A 14,595-nucleotide genomic window follows, 5' to 3' on the forward strand; every position below is an offset into this window, starting at 1 on the left:
TCGTTGCAAAGGTGACCGAGACTTTGCAATGATGTTACGGCGCCTGAGGGCGCTGCGACATGAACAGGCCGCGGTCGTCCAGCGGGGACATGGTCCCCCGGACACTGGCCTGAATTCTGCAAATGCGGCTCGCTGAGAAGGACGAGCGTTGGCTCCGGAGAGGGGCCCGCGCAGCGCCCGGGGTGCGCCGGACGGACTGTACCGGACTGTGGTGAAGGCCCTGACCAATAATTTATGGGGACGGATATGAGCGGATCGAAGGTCGAGCACGGAATTTTGGGCGGCGCGGTGCTGGCTGTGGATTCGCATGAGAAACCGGCCGAAATCACCCGCGAGCTGCATACGTGGCGTCCTGAAGCCGAAGGTCTGTACGACCCGAGCCAGGAGAAGGATTCCTGCGGCGTCGGCTTCATCGCCAACATCAAGGGCCAGAAGTCGCATCAGATCGTCGCGGACGCGCTCAGCATCCTCTGCAATCTGGAGCACCGCGGCGCCGTCGGCGCCGACCCGCGCTTCGGCGACGGCGCCGGCATCCTGGTGCAGATCCCGCACGCCTTCTTCTCGCGCAAGGCGAAGGAGCTCGGCTTCACGCTGCCGGCTCCGGGCGAATACGCCATCGGCGCGCTGTTCATGCCGCGCGACGAAGCGTGGCGGAACGTCATCAAGAGCATCATCGCCGACCAGATCGAGGACGAAGGCCTGGTGCTGCTCGGCTGGCGCGACGTGCCGACCGACAACTCCTCGCTGGGGGTGACCGTCAAGCCGACCGAGCCGCGCAGCATGCAGGTGTTCATCGGCCGCAACGGCGCCGCCAAGACCGAGGACGAGTTCGAGCGCAAGCTCTACATCCTCCGCAAGTCGATCTCGCAGGCGATCTATCAGCGCCGTGACCGCGGCATGTCGGGCTATTACCCCTGCTCGATGTCGTGCCGGACCGTGATCTACAAGGGCATGTTCCTGGCCGACCAGCTCGGCAAGTACTACGCCGACCTGCACGAGCCGGACTTCGAGAGCGCGCTGGCGCTGGTGCATCAGCGCTTCTCGACCAACACCTTCCCGACCTGGTCGCTGGCTCACCCGTACCGGATGATCGCGCATAATGGCGAGATCAACACGCTGCGCGGCAACGTCAACTGGATGGCGGCGCGGCAGGCGTCGGTGTCTTCGGAGCTGTTCGGCAAGGACATCAGCCGGCTCTGGCCGATCTCCTATGAAGGCCAGTCCGACACCGCCTGCTTCGACAACGCGCTGGAGTTCCTGGTGCAGGGCGGCTACTCGCTGCCGCACGCGGTCATGATGATGATCCCGGAAGCCTGGGCCGGCAATCCGTTGATGAGCGAGGAGCGCCGCTCGTTCTACGAATATCACGCCGCGCTGATGGAGCCGTGGGACGGCCCGGCCGCGATCGCCTTCACCGACGGCCGCCAGATCGGCGCCACGCTCGACCGCAACGGCCTGCGGCCGGCGCGCTACCTCGTCACCAAGGACGACCGCATCGTGATGGCGTCCGAAATGGGCGTCTTGAAGATTCCGGAGGAGCAGATCGTCACCAAGTGGCGGCTGCAACCGGGCAAGATGCTGCTCGTCGATCTCGAGGAGGGTCGCCTGATCCCGGACGACGAGATCAAGGCGCAGCTCGCCGCCAGCCATCCCTACACCGAGTGGCTCGCGCGCACACAGATCCAGGTCGAGAAGCTGCCGGATGCGCCGACCACGGGCGCGCGCACCAACCTGCCGCTCTTGGACCGGCAGCAGGCGTTCGGCTACAGCCAGGAAGACATCGCGATCCTGATGACGCCGATGGCGGCGACCGGCGAGGAGGCCACGGGCTCGATGGGCAACGACACGCCGATCTCGGCGCTGTCGGACAAGCCGAAGCTGCTTTTCACCTACTTCAAGCAGAACTTCGCCCAGGTCACCAACCCGCCGATCGACCCGATCCGCGAGGAGCTGGTGATGAGCCTGGTCTCGATCATCGGTCCGCGGCCGAACCTGTTCGACCTTGAAGGCGTCGCTTCGACCAAGCGGCTCGAGGTGCATCAGCCGATCCTGACCGATGCGGACCTCGAGAAGATCCGCTCGATCTCGCAAGTGTCCGACAGCCACTTCGTCTCGCGCACGCTCGACACCACCTTCGATGCGAGCCTGGGCGCGGCCGGCTTCGAGCAGGTGCTCGACGATCTCTGCGGCCGCGCCGAAGCCGCGGTGCGCGAGGGCGTCAACATCATCATCCTGTCCGACCGCATGGTCTCGGCCGACCGGATTCCGATCCCGTCGCTGCTCGCCTGCGCCGCCGTGCATCATCACCTGATCCGCACCGGCCTGCGCACGTCGGTCGGTCTCGTGGTGGAGTCGGGCGAGCCGCGCGAGGTGCATCACTTCGCCTGCCTGGCCGGCTACGGCGCAGAAGCGATCAATCCTTATCTCGCCTTCGAGACCATCATCGCGCTCAAGGACAAGCTGCCGGGCGCGCTGAGCGACTACGAGGTCGTCAAGCGCTACATCAAGTCGATCGGCAAGGGCCTGCTCAAGGTCATGTCCAAGATGGGCATCTCGACCTACCAATCCTATTGCGGCGCGCAGATATTCGATGCGGTCGGCCTGAAGGCCGAGTTCGTGCAGAAGTTCTTCTACGGCACCCACACCCGCATCGAAGGCGTCGGCCTCGCCGAGATCGCCGAGGAGACGACGCGCCGCCACCGCGACGCGTTCGGCGACGCGCTGGTCTACAAGACCGCGCTCGACGTCGGCGGCGAATATGCCTTCCGCACCCGCGGCGAGGACCATGCGTGGACCGCGGAATCGGTCGCGACGCTCCAGCACGCGGTGCGCGGCAATTCCAGGGAGCGCTACCAGGCGTTCGCCAGGCTGCTCAACGAGCAGTCCGAGCGGCTTCTGACCCTGCGCGGTCTGTTCCGGATCAAGTCGGCCGAGGACGACAAGCGCAAGCCGGTCCCGCTCGACGAGGTCGAGCCGGCGAAGGAGATCGTCAAGCGCTTCGCCACGGGTGCGATGTCGTTCGGCTCGATCTCGCGCGAGGCGCACACCACGCTCGCGATCGCCATGAACCGGATCGGCGGCAAGTCGAACACCGGCGAGGGCGGCGAGGAAGCCGACCGCTTCAAGCCGCTGCCCAACGGCGATTCCATGCGCTCGGCGATCAAGCAGGTCGCCTCGGGCCGGTTCGGCGTGACGACGGAATATCTCGTCAACTCCGACATGATGCAGATCAAGATGGCGCAGGGTGCCAAGCCCGGCGAAGGCGGCCAGCTGCCCGGCCACAAGGTCGACGCCACCATCGCCAAGGTGCGCCACTCGACGCCGGGTGTCGGCCTGATCTCGCCGCCGCCGCATCACGACATCTACTCGATCGAGGATCTCGCGCAGCTGATCTACGACCTGAAGAACGTCAATCCCGACGGCCAGGTCTCGGTGAAGCTCGTCTCCGAGGTCGGCGTCGGCACGGTTGCCGCCGGCGTTGCCAAGGCGCGCGCCGACCATGTGACGATCGCGGGCTTCGAGGGCGGCACCGGTGCCTCTCCCCTCACCTCGATCAAGCATGCGGGCTCGCCGTGGGAGATCGGCCTTGCCGAAACGCACCAGACTTTGGTGCGCGAGCGGCTGCGCAGCCGCATCGTGGTCCAGGTCGATGGCGGCTTCCGCACCGGACGTGACGTCGTCATCGGCGCCCTGCTCGGCGCCGACGAATTCGGCTTCGCCACCGCCCCCTTGATCGCCGCCGGCTGCATCATGATGCGCAAGTGCCATCTCAACACCTGTCCGGTCGGCGTCGCCACCCAGGACCCGGTGCTGCGCAAGCGCTTCACCGGCCAGCCCGAGCACGTGATCAACTTCTTCTTCTTCGTCGCCGAGGAAGTCCGCGAGATCATGGCGAGCCTCGGCTACCGTTCGTTCAACGAGATGGTCGGCCAGACCCAGATGCTCGACCAGTCCCGCCTGGTGGCGCATTGGAAAGCCAAGGGCCTCGACTTCTCCAAGCTGTTCGTCAAGCAGAAGGAGGCGCCGGGCCAGAAGATCCATCACGCCGAGGCGCAGGACCATCACCTCGAGGCCGTGCTCGACCGCAAGCTGATCGAGCAGGCCAAGCCCGCGCTCGACCGCGGCGCGCCTGTCAAGATCGAGGCCGAGATCAACAACACCGACCGTTCGGCGGGCGCGATGCTGTCCGGCGCGGTGGCCAAGATCTACGGCCATGCCGGCCTGCCGCAGGACACCATCCATGTCAGCCTGAAGGGCACCGCCGGTCAGGCCTTCGGTGCCTGGCTCGCCAACGGCGTCACCTTCGAGCTCGAAGGCGAAGGCAACGACTACGTCGGCAAAGGCCTGTCGGGCGGCCGCATCATCGTCAAGCCGCCACGCAACTCCGGCATCGTGCCGGAGGAATCGATCATCGTCGGCAACACCGTGATGTACGGCGCGATCTCCGGCGAGTGCTTCTTCCGCGGCATCGCCGGCGAGCGCTTCGCGGTGCGTAACTCGGGCGCGGTCGCCGTGGTCGAGGGCGCGGGAGATCATTGCTGCGAATACATGACCGGCGGCATCGTCGTCGTGCTCGGCAAGACCGGGCGCAACTTCGCGGCCGGCATGTCGGGCGGCGTCGCCTATGTACTCGACGAGGCCGGCGACTTCGACAAGCACTGCAACATGGCGATGGTCGAGCTCGAACCGGTGCTGTCCGAGGAGATGATCGCAGAGGACACCTATCACCAGATGGGCGACCTCGAGGCGCATGGCCGGGTCGACGTGTTCAAGAACCTGCTGGCGTCCGACGTCGAGCGGCTGCACGTGCTGATCTCGCGCCACGCCAAGGCGACCGGCTCCAAGCGCGCCGCCGACATCCTGGCGAACTGGAAGGACTTCGCGCCGAAGTTCCGCAAGGTGATGCCGGTCGAATACCGCCGTGCCCTGAAGGAGCTCGCCGCCAACGCCGACGCCGAGCCCAAGATCGCGATCGGGGCCTGAGGCGCAGGCCACAACCAAGGCGTCATTGCGAGCGCAGCGACTTGTCCGCCGAAGCCCCTTGGGGCGTAGGCGGAAGCAATCCAGGGCCCAGGAGAAAGTCTGGATTGCTTCGTCGCTGACACTCCTCGCAATGACGGAGCGAATGAGAGACGGCGTCATTCCGGGGCGCGCGAAGCGCGAACCCGGAATCTCGCCCCACAACTTCGAGATTCCGGGTCCGGCGCTAACGCGCCGTCCCGGAATGACGGAAACGATGACAAGGGACGTCGTAGGTCATGGGCAAGGTCACAGGTTTTCTCGAAATCGAGCGGCACGATCGCAAGTACGCGCCGGTTGCCGAGCGTCTGAAGAACTTCAACGAGTTCGTGGTACCGCTCTCCGAGAAGGAGCTGCGCGACCAGGCGGCGCGCTGCATGAATTGCGGCATTCCCTATTGCCACGGCACCGGCTCGGCCGCGCCGGGCACCACCGGCTGTCCAGTCAACAACCAGATCCCGGACTGGAACGACCTCGTCTACAACGGCAATTGGGAAGAGGCGTCGCGAAATCTGCACTCGACCAACAACTTCCCCGAGTTCACGGGCCGCATCTGCCCGGCCCCGTGCGAGGCGTCGTGCACGCTGAACATCGACGACAATCCGGTGACCATCAAGACGATCGAATGCGCCATCGTCGACAAGGCCTGGGAGAACGGCTGGCTGAAGCCGGAGCCGGCCGCTGTGAAAACCGGCAAGAAGATTGCGGTCGTCGGCGCCGGCCCCGCCGGCATGGCCTGCGCCCAGCAACTGGCGCGCGCCGGTCACGACGTCCATGTCTTTGAGAAGCACGCCAAGGCCGGCGGCCTGCTGCGCTATGGCATTCCCGACTTCAAGATGGAGAAGGGCATCATCGACCGCCGCATCACCCAGATGGAAGGCGAAGGCGTTACCTTCCACTATGGCGTCAATGTCGGCGGCAAGGACGGCCTCGATGCGACGTCGCTGCTGAAGGATTACGACGCGGTGGCGCTGACCGGCGGCGCGGAAGCCCCGCGCGACCTGCCGATTCCCGGCCGCGATCTCACCGGTATCCATTACGCGATGGACTTCCTGCCGCAGCAGAACCGCCGAGTCGGCAACGAGCCCGTGAACGCGACCGACATCCTGGCCGGCGGCAAGCATGTCGTCGTGATCGGCGGCGGCGACACCGGCAGCGACTGCATCGGCACCTCGCTGCGCCAGGGCGCGCTGTCGGTGACCCAGCTCGAGATCATGCCGGCGCCGCCGGAGCGTGAGAACAAGGCGCTGACCTGGCCGAACTGGCCGCTGAAGATGCGGACGTCGTCGAGCCAGGCCGAAGGCGCGGCGCGCGAGTTCGCGGTGCTGACCCAGAAGTTCGAAGGCGAGAACGGCGCGGTCAAGAAGCTGCATTGCGTCCGCGTCGACGCGCAGTTCAAGCCGATTCCCGGCACCGAGTTCGTGCTCGCGGCCGATCTGGTGCTGCTGGCGATGGGCTTCGTCCATCCGGTGCATGAGGGCCTGCTCAAGAGCCTCGGCGTCGATCTCGACCCGCGCGGCAACGTCAAGGCCAACCTGACGGACTACCAGACCTCGCTGCCGAAGGTCTTCTCCGCCGGCGACATGCGCCGCGGCCAGTCCCTGGTGGTATGGGCGATCCGCGAGGGCCGCCTGTGCGCCCAGGCCGTCGACAAGTTCCTGATGGGCAAGACCGAGCTGCCGCGCTGAGCCGTGGCGTGAACACCCTGTTTCGCTAACTGGACGGGCTTGCACCGACTGTTGGGTCAAGATCGCATCCAGTCAGCAGAACGTGAAACAAAAAAGGGGTGGGGGCTTCCTCGACATGAATCTCCGCACGGCCTGAAGTGGCAGGTCAGGTCGACGGTCCATGATCGATCGGATGAGCGTCGAAGCGTCAGGGTCGACGTGTCACCGTGAAGCCCCCACCCGTTCTGGCCATCGGGCCAGCTCGGATGAGCCGCGCCTCGCGCGGCTCCGATGTCAGGCGGGATGAGGCCGCGTGCAGCGACAGCGGCCCGGCTCGGCAGCGGGCGTGCCTTCGAGGATTGCGCGCACCGCGAGCATCACGATGTCAGCCATGTGGACGGTCCCCACTGTTCGACGGCAGGACGCCGCGAGCCCCCTTGGTTCCCGCAACCTAAAGCTGCGACTCTTAAGATAAGCACAATGGCCGCGCCGGCATTCCATTCAAATGCAGTTCGCGCGTGATCATGTCCGCGCTGATCACGCGAATACGCGTTTTGACTCGCGTCATCGGAGAGTGATCAGGCCTTGGTCCTTGCCCAGATGTCTTCGACCGGCACCGGCGGCGTCACCCGGAAGATCTCGTCGATGACGCGGCCGAGTTCGGCAGCGCTCTCGATCAAACGCTCCTCGACGACTTCGCCATCGCGCGCCTGCCGCTGATAGCGGCGGGTGACCAGCTTGTGACGTATGCCGGGCTCGACACGCTCCATCATCAGCGTATGCGTGGCCGGCACGTTCGGGCTGGTCGAGGTGTACCAGCTGCCGAGCACATAATCGGCATGGATCTGCGGCGCGAGGTCGAACGCATACATCATGCGCCAGCCCGTCGGCTGCTTCGCGCTGACCGTATAGAGCCCGTCCCACGTGCCGACGCGGAACGTTCCCATCGGCGTCTGCTGCTCGGGTCCGAGCTCGAGACGAATGGGCGCATCCATCATGCAGATGCCGAAGCCGACATCGACGAGATACGGGCGGCCATCGACCTCGACCAGCAGCATCATGTGCTGGCGCGGCCCGAGCGGATCTGATGGCGCCGAGCGCCAGCGCACGCGACCCGTCAGGCCGGTGACCTCGAAGCCGACCGCTTCCAACACGGCCTGGAACAGCACGTTCTGCTCGAAGCAGTAGCCGCCGCGGCGGCCGAGCACGAGCTTCTGTTGCACGGATGGCAGGTCGACATGGACGGGACGGCCCATCAGCGGATCGAGCGCCTCGAACGGCAGCGCGTCGACATGCGCGGCCTGCAGCGCTGCGAGCGTCGACAGGTCGGGCGCGAGCGGCCCGCGATAGTCGATGCGGGCGAGATAGGAATCCAGCTGAAGCTCGCAGGCCATCGCAACGCTTTCCCGTCAGCTCTCGATGCGCTTCCAGATCACATCGACGGGCACCGGCAGCGTGAGCCCGAACACCTCCTCGATGACGCTGCGCAGCGTCTCGGGCGTTTCGATGATCCGTTCGCTCCTCACCTCGCCATCGCGCGCTTCGATGACCAGGCGGCGATTGACCAGCTTGTAGCGCGCCTCACGCGTCAACCGCTCCAGGATCAGCATCGAGGTGAACGGCGTCAACGGGCTGGTCGAGGTGAACCAGTTGCCGAGCACATAGTCGGCATGAATCTGCGGCACCAGATCAAACACATACATCGTGCGCCAGCCGGCCGGCTGCTTCGCCGCGAGCCAATACAGCCCATCAGACAGCGTCAGACGGAACGTACCCATCGCGGTCGGCTGCTCGATGTCGGCAACCATCTGCAGCGGCGTATCGAGCAGGCAGGAGCCGAAACCGACATCGGCGAGATGAGGCCCCTCCGGCAGGTCCACCTTCAGCATCATGTGCGTGCGCGGCGTCAGCGGCGCATCGGCATCGAGCCGCCAGCGCACCCGCGCCGAGAGCGGCGTCACCGCAAAGCCGATCGCCTGCAGCGCCGCTTTCAGCAGCGCATTCTGCTCGAAGCAATAGCCGCCGCGGCGGCCGTCGACGATCTTGGCCTGGACCGAGGCGAGATCGATGTTCACGGGCCGGCCGAGCAGCGGATCGATGCCTTCGAAGGCGATCGCATCGACATGGGCGGCCTGCAATCCGGCCAGCGTCTCGAGCGTCGGCGCCAGCGGCCCGCGATAGCCGATGCGCACGAGATATTTATCCAGATCGAATGCGCCCGGCATCGGCTCTGCTCCCTGTCTCGGACGAGCCCATAGCACGACGCCGCCGTGCCCGGCCAGAACGGGACCGCGCACGTGCCCAAGCTCGGCTCATCCCGTCTGCCGGCTCCAGCGCTCGGCAAAGCGATGCAGCGGCAGGAAGGTCTCCAACAGCTCGCGCCCCAATGGCGTCAGCTCGTAGCCGCTGTCGCCCAGCACGATGAAGCCCGCCTCGCGCAGCTCGTCCAGCCGCGCCTGCAACACGGTCGGCGAGGCCTCGTCGCAGGCCGCGCGCAGCGCCCGGGAGGTCAGGGCGTCGTCGCGCAGCTCCCAGACGATGCGCAGGCACCAGCGCCGGCCCAACAGATCGAGCAGCGCCATGACCGGCCGGCCCGAGCGCGAGCCGCGCACCCGGCGCGGTTGAACGTCTTTCGGCACGAAAACTCTCCAACAGCTTGCCAAGCGCTACGGAAAGCGTAGCATACCGCTACAGTAAATGTAGCACCGCACAGGAGGAACCGCCATGCCCCGGATCGCCCCGCTGCAGCCGCCCTACCCGGCCGACATCCAGGCGCAATTCGACCAGATCATGCGCGGGGCGCCGCCCTTGATGCTGTTCCGGGTGATGGCCGGCCATGCGCGCGCCTGGACCAAATTTCGCGGCGGCAGCCTGCTCGACCGCGGCCCGCTGTCCCTGCGTCAGCGCGAGATCGTCATCGATCGGACCTGCGCGCTGAATGCGTGCGAGTACGAATGGGGCGTGCACGTCCGCATCTTCGGCTCAGACGCCGGCCTGACGGCGCAGCAGATCGACGCCACCGTGAATGCACCGGCCGACGCGGCGTGCTGGTCGGCCCCCGAACGGGCCCTGATCGCTGCGGTCGATGCCTTGCACCAACGGTCGACCTTGAGCGACGACGAATTCGCCCGCCTCCGCCTGCATCATGATGAGGATCAGGTGCTGGAAATCATCCTGCTGTGCGGCTTCTATCGCACCGTGTCGTATGTCGCGAACGCACTGCAGCTGCCGCTGGAGGCCGATGCGGCACGATTCAACGCAGGCTGACCGGTCTTCCCAAGCGCGCGGCAGCCGGGCGCCCGCAAACGACGCTTCGAGCTAGGCCACCCCGGCCCGCAACAGATCGTGCATGTGCAGGATGCCGACTGGCTTCAAGCCATCCGTCACGATGAGCGTCGTGATCTTGGCGGAGTTCAGGATCTCCAGCGCCTCGGAGGCCAGCGCCTCGCGGCGCACGGTGCGCGGGTTCGCCGTCATGATCTCCTCGACCGATGCGGACAACAGATCGGCGCGCATCTTCCGGCGGAGGTCGCCGTCGGTGATGATGCCGGCGACGTGACCACGAGCATCGACGATGACCACGCAGCCGAGCCCCTTGGCCGACATCTCGGCCAGCGCATCCGGCATGCCGGTGCCGAGCGGCTTCAGCGGCACCGCGTCGCCCGAGCGCATCAGGTCCGAGATGTGCTTGAGCATGGCGCCGAGCTTGCCGCCCGGATGGAAATTGGCGAATTCCAGCGCGGTGAAGCCGCGGCCTTCGAGCAGCGCGATCGCGAGCGCATCGCCGATCGCGGCCTGCATCAGGGTCGAGGTGGTCGGCGCCAGATTGTGGGGGCAGGCCTCGCGCGCCTTCGGCAGCTCCAGCACGATGCGCGCCGCCTGCCCCAGCGACGATTGCGCATTCGAGGTGACCGCGATCAGCGGGATGGCGAAGCGCTTGGTATAGTTGACCAGCGTCTTCATCTCCGGCTGCTCGCCGGACCACGACAGCGCGATGACGACGTCGTCGGAGGTGATCATGCCGAGATCGCCATGGCCGGCCTCGGCGGAATGCACGAAGAACGCGGGCGTGCCGGTCGAGGCGAGCGTGGCGGCCATCTTGCGGGCGACGTGGCCGGACTTGCCGAGACCGGTGAGGATCGCCCGGCCCTTCGCCTGGCGGATCAGTTCGACGGCGGCGGCGAAGGCCGCTCCCAGAGGTCCCGACAGCGCCGCGGAGATCGCGGCAATGCCGTTGCTGCCGGCATCGAGCGTGCGCAGTGCCGACTGGATATCTGCGTTGGCGGGAGCGGTGTCGGGCAACGGCTTCGATCTCGGCATGCGGACTTCCAAGGCTGAACAGTCAGGCGCCGCTCTTTAGCATGGGTAAGGCAGCAAGGCGCCATCAACAGCCCATTAACCATATTTGTTTTTACTCCCTTAACGACGCGGTTTGCCGGGCGGCGCGGGTGTCCCGACGACGCAATTGATTTTGTTGGAGTATTTTCATCGTGGGGTGGAGGCCTGACAGCGGCCGCGCGAGGCGCGCGCGAAGGCGCGCGGTGTGGCGCGGCGCCTCCGCCGCATGCCTGCTGCTCGGCGCGCTCGGCCCCGATGCGGCGCACTCGCAGACCATCGACGTGTTCCGGCCGGTGCGCGACGGCTTCCTGGCTCCGCAGGACTCCCCGTTGCGGCGGACCGTGGTCAGCGGCCTGACCGATGCCGTCCCGACGCCAGGGCTGCCCGCGACGCCTGCGCCGACCAGCTCGGCCGCACGACGAAATCTGGTCCCCCTGCCCGGTGTACCCGCGGCCAGCGGCGCATCCGATGTCGGCTATGATTCGCTGAATCGCACCCGCAAGAAGCCGAGATACTATCCCGCCCAGGCGCGGCCCAAGCCGGCGCCGGGCCCCGGCACGCGGCCGTCCGGCGAGCTCACCGGCCAGTTGCGCCCGACCCTGCCGCCCTCGGCCTCCGCCAACCGGCAGCCGCTCCCGCCTGCCATGGCCGGCACCGTGCCCGGCCAGCCGCCGCGCAAGCGCCTCAGAATCGACGACGACCCGTTCGGCGCGGTCGGCGACTACGCCGGGCCGTTCCTGATCAAGGGCGCGGTGGAGCTCTCGGCCGGCTATGACAGCAACCCGGCCCGCCTCGCCAAGCCGCGCGGCATGCCGGCCTGGGTGATCGCGCCGGAATTCCTGGCGGTGTCGAACTGGGAGCGTCACGCCCTCGTCGCCGACCTGCGGGGCTCCTTCACCGGCTATGGCAGCACCCTGCCGGCTATCATGGATGGCGGCATCAATTCGGCGCCGACCACGCTCGACCGCCCCGACTTCACCGGCCATGTCGACGGCCGCCTCGACGTCAGCCGCGACACCTCGGTCGGCGCCCAGCTCCGGCTGCGTGCCGCGACCGACAATCCCGGCAGTCCCAGCGTGCAAGCTGGATTGGCGCGCTATCCGGTCTACACCACGCTCGGCACCACCGTCGGCATCGACCAGCGCTTCAACCGGCTGCAGGTCTCGGCGGGCGCCACCGCCGATCGCACCAGCTATCAGCAGAGCAAGCTGACCGACGGCACGATGACGTCGAACGACGACCGCAACTACAACCAGTTCGGCGGCATCGGCCGGGTGTCCTACGAGGTCATGCCCGGCCTGAAGCCGTTCGCCGAGATCCAGGGCGACAGCCGCGTGCACGACCAGCGGGTCGATCGCTCGGGCTATCAGCGCGACTCCTCGGGCGGCTATGCCAAGGCCGGCACCTCGTTCGAGTTCACCCGGCTCCTGACCGGCGAGGTCTCGATGGGCTATGCCACGCGCAGCTATGTCGACCCGCGGCTCAACCGGCTGCAGGGCTTCCTCACCACGGCCTCGCTGGTGTGGTCGGCGACGCCGCTGACCACCGCGCGGTTTCTCTCCGACACCCAGCTCGCAGAAACGACGGTGGCCGGCGCCTCCGGCGTGCTGGTGCGCACCTACACGGTGCAGGTCGACCACGATTTCCGCCGCTGGCTGACCGGCATCGGCAAGTTCAGCTTCGGCACGCTCGACTATCAGGGCTACGGCCGCAGCGACCGCACCTATTCGGCCGAAGGCAACCTCGTCTACAAGATGTCGCGGAACGTCTGGGTCAAGGGCACGCTGCGCTACGACAAGCTGGATTCGAACATCACCGGCGCCGGTTCTTCCGGCACGGTGGTGATGGTCGGCGTGAGGCTGCAGAATTGAACCCAGCTCTCGCCCCGTCATTGCGAGGAGCGCAGCGACGAAGCAATCCAGGGTTTTGGAAACGACTCTGGATTGCTTCGCTGCGCTCGCAATGACGCGGTGGGGCTGTCGCTCAAAGCGGTCAACTCGCCCGCAGGACTACGCGGCGGCCACCGTGAGCTGCGCGCCGTCCGCCTGCACGATGCGGACGCGGCTGCCGGCCGGCGTGTCCGGGCCCGCCACGCGCCACACCGTGTCGTCGATACGCACGGTGCCGTTGCCACCGACGATCGGCTTCTCCAGGGTGAACTCGCGACCGACCAGGGCCGCCGAGCGGCGGTTGAGGAATGGATTGTCCTGCGACGGCGCCGCGCTCGCCCGCGCGAGGCGCCGCCACAGCGGCACGGCGGCGAGCGCGAACAGCGCGAACAGCAGGATCTGCAGTTGCCATCCCGGCGCAAACGCAAACGACAGCAGCCCGACCAGCAGCGCCGCGAGGCCCAGCCAGAACAGGAAGATGCCCGGCGCGAGCAGCTCCAGCGCCATCAGGATGATGCCGAAGATCAGCCAGTTCCAGGTGCCGAGCGTCACGAACATGTCGCTCATCAGTGTCCTCCCCTGCGTCAAGCCTGCGGCGGCGTCGGCGGTTTCGGCGCCGTCCCCGCTGACGGCACCGAGCCGCCGCGGCGCGCGGCTGCCACGGCCGAAGCCGCGCTCTCGCCGAACGTCGCCTTGGCGATCTCGCCGATGCCGGCGAGCGAGGCCAGCATGCCCGTCGCCTCCAGCGGCAGCATGATCACCTTCTGGTTCGGCGAGTCGGCGAGCTGGCCGAACGCCTTGATGTACTTGTCGGCGATGAAGTAGTTGAGCGCGGCGACGTCGCCCTTGGAGATCGCGTCCGACACCATCTGCGTCGCCTTGGCCTCGGCCTCCGCGGCGCGCTCGCGCGCCTGGGCATCGAGAAAGGCCGATTCGCGGCGGCCCTCGGCCTGCAGGATCTGGCTCTGCTTGGCGCCTTCCGCGCGCAGGATCTCCGACTGCCGCTGGCCCTCGGCCTGCAGGATGTCGGCGCGCTTGACGCGCTCGGCCTTCATCTGCCGGCCCATCGCCTCGACCAGATCGGCTGGCGGCACGATGTCCTTGATCTCGATGCGGTTGACCTTGAGGCCCCATGGCGACACCGCGGCGTCGACGACGCGCAGCAGCCGCTCGTTGATCTCGTCGCGATGCGACAGCACCTGGTCGAGATCCATCGCGCCCATCACCGAGCGGATGTTGGTCATGGTCAGCGTGACGATCGCCTGGTTGAGGTTCGACACCTCGTAGCTCGCCTTGGCGGCGTCGAACACCTGGTAGAAGGCGACGCCGTCGACCGTCACGGTGGCGTTGTCCTTGGTGATGACCTCCTGCTCGGGGATGTCGATCACCTGCTCCATCATGTTGATCTTGCGCCCGATGCGATCGAAGAAGGGCACGATGATGTTGAGGCCCGGCGACAAGGTGCGGGTGTATTTGCCGAACCGTTCGACGGTCCAGTCGAACCCCTGTGGCACGGTCTTCACGCCGGAATACAGCGTGAAGATGACCAGCAGCACCAGCGCTATGGCGAAAATGTCGAAACCGCTCATGGATCCTCCAAGGGAGGAGACGATCGTCCCCTCACCAGCCTCTGCAGCCATCACAATCTAGGGATTACTGCATGATTTGGTCGGGGGTCCGCT

The 14,595-nt window shown here is 66.7% G+C and carries 10 protein-coding genes; 4 read left to right on the forward strand and 6 right to left on the reverse strand.

The features are described 5' to 3' along the window. Positions 1 to 246 precede the first annotated feature (246 nt). Both gltB and QX094_RS06075 read left to right on the forward strand, forming a co-directional pair. Positions 247 to 4,983, forward strand: a complete 4,737-nt coding sequence (gltB, locus tag QX094_RS06070; RefSeq protein WP_316186091.1) for a glutamate synthase large subunit — start codon at positions 247 to 249, stop codon at positions 4,981 to 4,983. Positions 4,984 to 5,258: 275 nt separating this feature from the next. Further along, complete coding sequence (locus tag QX094_RS06075; protein WP_315716554.1) at positions 5,259 to 6,707, forward strand: glutamate synthase subunit beta; 1,449 nt, start codon at positions 5,259 to 5,261, stop codon at positions 6,705 to 6,707. Between the two features lie 557 nt (positions 6,708 to 7,264). Here the strand turns inward: QX094_RS06075 and QX094_RS06080 are convergent. From QX094_RS06080 to QX094_RS06090, 3 genes are all read right to left on the reverse strand, one after another. Further along, positions 7,265 to 8,080 (reverse strand): arylamine N-acetyltransferase, encoded by an 816-nt coding sequence (locus tag QX094_RS06080; protein WP_316186090.1) that lies wholly within the window; start codon positions 8,078 to 8,080, stop codon positions 7,265 to 7,267. Positions 8,081 to 8,095: 15 nt separating this feature from the next. Next, positions 8,096 to 8,911, reverse strand: coding sequence for an arylamine N-acetyltransferase (locus QX094_RS06085; RefSeq protein ID WP_316186089.1), 816 nt, complete (start codon positions 8,909 to 8,911; stop codon positions 8,096 to 8,098). Between the two features lie 87 nt (positions 8,912 to 8,998). Further along, on the reverse strand, positions 8,999 to 9,268 hold the full coding sequence (locus QX094_RS06090; protein WP_315716709.1) for a winged helix-turn-helix transcriptional regulator: 270 nt from the start codon (positions 9,266 to 9,268) through the stop codon (positions 8,999 to 9,001). A 142-nt stretch (positions 9,269 to 9,410) separates the two neighbouring features. On the opposite strand from QX094_RS06090, the gene QX094_RS06095 reads away from it, so the two are divergent. Further along, a complete protein-coding gene (locus QX094_RS06095) occupies positions 9,411 to 9,953 on the forward strand; it encodes a carboxymuconolactone decarboxylase family protein (protein ID WP_316186088.1) in 543 nt (180 codons plus the stop codon). Between the two features lie 51 nt (positions 9,954 to 10,004). Here QX094_RS06095 and QX094_RS06100 read toward each other — a convergent pair whose 3' ends face one another. After that, entirely contained in the window at positions 10,005 to 11,006 is a 1,002-nt protein-coding gene (locus QX094_RS06100; RefSeq protein ID WP_315716550.1) for a KpsF/GutQ family sugar-phosphate isomerase, read from the reverse strand. A gap of 170 nt (positions 11,007 to 11,176) precedes the next feature. Here QX094_RS06100 and QX094_RS06105 point away from each other — a divergent pair, with 170 nt between their 5' ends. Beyond that, positions 11,177 to 12,895 carry an outer membrane beta-barrel protein gene (locus QX094_RS06105; protein WP_316186087.1) on the forward strand — a complete coding sequence of 573 codons (1,719 nt, stop codon included), beginning with the start codon at positions 11,177 to 11,179 and terminating at the stop codon, positions 12,893 to 12,895. A 138-nt stretch (positions 12,896 to 13,033) separates the two neighbouring features. Here QX094_RS06105 and QX094_RS06110 read toward each other — a convergent pair whose 3' ends face one another. Together QX094_RS06110 and QX094_RS06115 are read right to left on the reverse strand one after the other, a co-directional pair. Continuing rightward, entirely contained in the window at positions 13,034 to 13,480 is a 447-nt protein-coding gene (locus QX094_RS06110; RefSeq protein ID WP_315716548.1) for an NfeD family protein, read from the reverse strand. Between the two features lie 17 nt (positions 13,481 to 13,497). Further along, positions 13,498 to 14,502, reverse strand: a complete 1,005-nt coding sequence (locus tag QX094_RS06115; RefSeq protein ID WP_315716547.1) for an SPFH domain-containing protein — start codon at positions 14,500 to 14,502, stop codon at positions 13,498 to 13,500. Positions 14,503 to 14,595: the final 93 nt, after the last annotated feature.

The sequence above is a fragment of the Bradyrhizobium sp. SZCCHNS1050 genome (assembly GCF_032484785.1).
Classification (GTDB): Bacteria; Pseudomonadota; Alphaproteobacteria; order Rhizobiales; family Xanthobacteraceae; genus Bradyrhizobium.

Excerpts from the sequence above, each read along its gene's own strand:
- gltB (WP_316186091.1), top strand. The coding sequence starts at position 247 with ATGAGCGGATCGAAGGTCGAGCACGGAATTTTGGGCGGCGCGGTGCTG.
- QX094_RS06075 (WP_315716554.1), top strand. The coding sequence starts at position 5,259 with ATGGGCAAGGTCACAGGTTTTCTCGAAATCGAGCGGCACGATCGCAAG.
- QX094_RS06080 (WP_316186090.1), bottom strand. The coding sequence starts at position 8,080 with ATGGCCTGCGAGCTTCAGCTGGATTCCTATCTCGCCCGCATCGACTAT.
- QX094_RS06085 (WP_316186089.1), bottom strand. The coding sequence starts at position 8,911 with ATGCCGGGCGCATTCGATCTGGATAAATATCTCGTGCGCATCGGCTAT.
- QX094_RS06090 (WP_315716709.1), bottom strand. The coding sequence starts at position 9,268 with ATGGCGCTGCTCGATCTGTTGGGCCGGCGCTGGTGCCTGCGCATCGTC.
- QX094_RS06095 (WP_316186088.1), top strand. The coding sequence starts at position 9,411 with ATGCCCCGGATCGCCCCGCTGCAGCCGCCCTACCCGGCCGACATCCAG.
- QX094_RS06100 (WP_315716550.1), bottom strand. The coding sequence starts at position 11,006 with ATGCCGAGATCGAAGCCGTTGCCCGACACCGCTCCCGCCAACGCAGAT.
- QX094_RS06110 (WP_315716548.1), bottom strand. The coding sequence starts at position 13,480 with ATGAGCGACATGTTCGTGACGCTCGGCACCTGGAACTGGCTGATCTTC.
- QX094_RS06115 (WP_315716547.1), bottom strand. The coding sequence starts at position 14,502 with ATGAGCGGTTTCGACATTTTCGCCATAGCGCTGGTGCTGCTGGTCATC.